The organism is Candidatus Deferrimicrobiaceae bacterium, assembly GCA_035256765.1.
Lineage (GTDB): Bacteria > Desulfobacterota > Deferrimicrobia > Deferrimicrobiales > Deferrimicrobiaceae > CSP1-8.
This window is the reverse complement of the sequence record DATEXR010000035.1, coordinates 1-2,916: the sequence shown is the minus strand read 5'-3', so window position 1 is coordinate 2,916 and position 2,916 is coordinate 1. Positions and strand designations below refer to the sequence as shown.

Annotated in this window: 6 protein-coding genes; all 6 read left to right on the top strand. The window is 61.0% G+C overall.

Annotated elements, in window-relative coordinates; translation table 11 throughout:
- Positions 1-146 precede the first annotated feature (146 nt).
- On the top strand, positions 147-416 hold the full coding sequence (locus VJ307_01270) for a hypothetical protein (protein ID HJX72757.1): 270 nt from the start codon (positions 147-149) through the stop codon (positions 414-416).
- Positions 407-802 (top strand): type II toxin-antitoxin system VapC family toxin, encoded by a 396-nt coding sequence (locus VJ307_01265; protein ID HJX72756.1) that lies wholly within the window; start codon positions 407-409, stop codon positions 800-802. Before VJ307_01270 ends, VJ307_01265 begins: the two co-directional genes overlap by 10 nt.
- 150 nt (positions 803-952) lie before the next feature.
- The gene (locus VJ307_01260) at positions 953-1,192 is read left to right on the top strand and encodes a hypothetical protein (protein HJX72755.1); all 240 of its coding nucleotides are present in this window, start codon (positions 953-955) and stop codon (positions 1,190-1,192) included.
- Positions 1,193-1,205: 13 nt separating this feature from the next.
- Complete coding sequence (locus VJ307_01255) at positions 1,206-1,628, top strand: type II toxin-antitoxin system VapC family toxin (protein ID HJX72754.1); 423 nt, start codon at positions 1,206-1,208, stop codon at positions 1,626-1,628.
- Between the two features lie 336 nt (positions 1,629-1,964).
- A complete protein-coding gene (locus VJ307_01250) occupies positions 1,965-2,165 on the top strand; it encodes a DUF2283 domain-containing protein (protein ID HJX72753.1) in 201 nt (66 codons plus the stop codon).
- Positions 2,166-2,329: 164 nt separating this feature from the next.
- The coding region (locus tag VJ307_01245) for a hypothetical protein (protein ID HJX72752.1) at positions 2,330-2,916 on the top strand (587 nt) is incomplete at its 3' end.

The following is a 2,916-nucleotide window of genomic DNA, read 5'->3' as shown; positions in this document are numbered from 1 at the left end:
CGGGGTTCCCTTGCTTTGACCGGATCGCTTCTCGCCCAGGCGCTCCCGGCCCCCGCCGGCCCGGTCGATCGGCGACTCTCCGGCAACCGTTTGACGGCGATTTGGATGAGGCGTAAAAAGAATCACCATGATTTGAAAGATAGGTCATGAAGAAAATAACGCAAATCACGATTCGGATTGCCGACCCCGAGGTAGAGAAGGCCTTGCGGCGGATGGCCAAGGAGTCGGGCAAATCGCTGAACAAGGTGGTTCTCGAGCTGATCCGGGCCGGGACCGGCACCGGAGGCGGAAGGAAAAGGTCACCCAAGGGCGCATCTCTTGCGGAACTTGCGGGAGGGTGGACGGAAGATGAGGCCAGGGAGTTCGAAGAGGCTACCAAAATCTTCGAAGAGATCGATGAGGCGATGTGGAAGTGAATATCCTCATCGACACGAATGTGTACGCGCTTTACCGGATGGAGCACGCTCCGGCCGTAAGCAAGATCGCCGGCTCAGAATCGGTCCTGGTCTCGCCGGTGGTCCTCGGGGAGATCCTGTTCGGTTTCCGCAACGGCTCGCGTTTCGACTACAACATGTCCCTATTGACCCGATTCCTCGAACACGAAGCGGTTGAAGTGGTGCCCGTCGCCGACGTGACGGCCGACCGGTACTCCAGAATCGCCTTGCAGCTGCGGCGTCAAGGGACTCCGATCCCCTCCAACGACATCTGGATCGCCGCCCAGGCGATGGAGTACGGCGCCGAACTCCTCACTTCCGACCGCCATTTCGAACACGTCGGGGGTCTGGCATACACGATAGTCTGATGAACGGAGTCGACACACTCTGCCGGAACGCCGTCACCGCGGGCGTCCTGATCGTGGCGTTCTGACCCGTCCGACAGGCAATTGACAATCCGACGGAAAGTAGGTATGGTAAAGGGGTAATGATATTACCTCTGCATGAGAGGTGATCAAATGGGAGATGCTGCCCGGAAGCTGAATTTCATGATCAAGAGCGACATCGCACGGGAGCTGGAGGAGCTCGTGCCTCGCGGGGAGCGCAGCAGGGTGGTCAACGCGGCCCTGGAAAGGGAGCTTCTGGCCATCCGGCGGAGGAAGCTGACTGAACGGCTGCGAGCGCTCAGGGAGAAGAGCCCGCCCCTGTCCACGGAAAAGATCGTCTCCACCCTGAGACGCGACCGGGAGCGGCGTTGAGGCGCGCCTGTCCGTGCTGATCGTGCCGGACGCCTCCGTCCTGCTGAAATGGGGATTCCCCGGGCCTTCCGAGCGGGACCGGGACAAGGCCGAGGAGGTCCTGGCGGCCTGGCTGGAGGGGAAGGCGGACATCCTCCTTCCGCGCCTGTGGGCGTTCGAGGTGGGAAACGTGCTCGCCCTTAAGAACCCCGGTCATGCCTCGGAGATGATGGAAGTCTTTCTCGGCTACCGCTTTCCCGAGGCGGAGACGACGCCGGACCTCTGCCGGGAGGCATTCCGGTTGGTGCAACGCTGCGGCGTCACCTTCTACGACGCCGCGTACCATGCGGTCGCCCTGCGGAACGGGGGGACGATGCTCACGGCCGACGAAGCGTATTACCGGAAAGCCTCCGGACATGGCAGCGTTGCCCTTCTCCGCGAGTTCGGCCCGGCCTGACAGCGAGAAGGGCAAAATGTCGGCCAGGTCCTTCACCGGATCGCCGTCACCGCGGGCGTCCTGATCGTGGCGTTCTGAAATGGAGGGACCGTTCGTCGAATATACGGCACACGCGTTGTTGGTGATGTCGGAAAGGGGCATCGAGACGGAATGGGTTCAGCGTGTTCTGGAGAATCCCCGGAAAGTGGCGGGAGATCCGTCGGATCCGGACCTGACGCACGCGATGGCACCTATCCCGGAATTTGGGGGACGAGTTCTACGAGTGATATATAATCACTCGGTAAGCCCTCGGCGTGTCGTTACCGCGTTCATCGACCGTGCGATGAAGGAGAAGATATGAGGATCCACTACGACGAAAAAGCGGATGCGCTGTATTGGCGCCTCGACGATTCCAGGATCGTGGAATCCAGGGAGGTGCAGCCCGGGATCATCCTCGATTATGACGAGCAGGACCAAGTCGTCGGGGTGGAAATTTTAGGGGTCGGCAAAAGGGTTCCCCTGCCCAATCTGAAGACGATCAGTTTCCAAGTTGCGTAATCGAAAATCCCGGCGGAACTCCTGTCATCGTTCTTTTCCCTCCTCCCTGCAACCTGTACCAGATCGCCGTTACCGCAGGCGTCCTGATCGTGGCGTTCTGATCAGAATTCGCATGAAATTCGTATCCACCACAGGTAGTTAGGTTGCTTCCCTACGGAGATCGGTTGATCGCTTCCATGTCAAAGACGCTTCTCCGTGTCCTTGCGGTGTGCATTGTGTTGACAGTTCCTTCGGCAGCCTTCTCTGCGAGCCCGGAAATCTTCCTGCCGGAGGAGCCGGAAAGCTATCTTGTCATCGACAAGCTGGAAGGGTTGGGACTCCTCCCCGGCCTGATGACCGGAGACCGGGGGCTCGAAGCGCGCGAAGTCGCCAAGGAGGCGCAAAAAGCCTACGGCACCACGGACCCGTTCGAAGACGGAATGCTCCGGTTTCTGATCCTGGGCGCGGAGCACCGATACGATTTCCGCCTCCGCGCGGCATTGGAGCATTCCGGCGATGGACGCGTGGCCCCCAATGCCCAAGGAATCCCCGTCCCGAAAGACGGGGGGGTTCGTGTGGGTGGGTTCTTCCGCGCGGCTCCTTACGACTGGGCGGCCCTGCAGGGACGCGGGGACTTCCTTTCGGGATTCGACGGCGATACGATCGGCCGGGTCGAGGAGACCTCTCTTCGCCTGGGCTGGCCGCAGGCGACGCTCGAGGCCGGGCGCTTCTCCCTCTGGTGGGGGCCCGGAAGGCATGGAAGCCTCCTCTT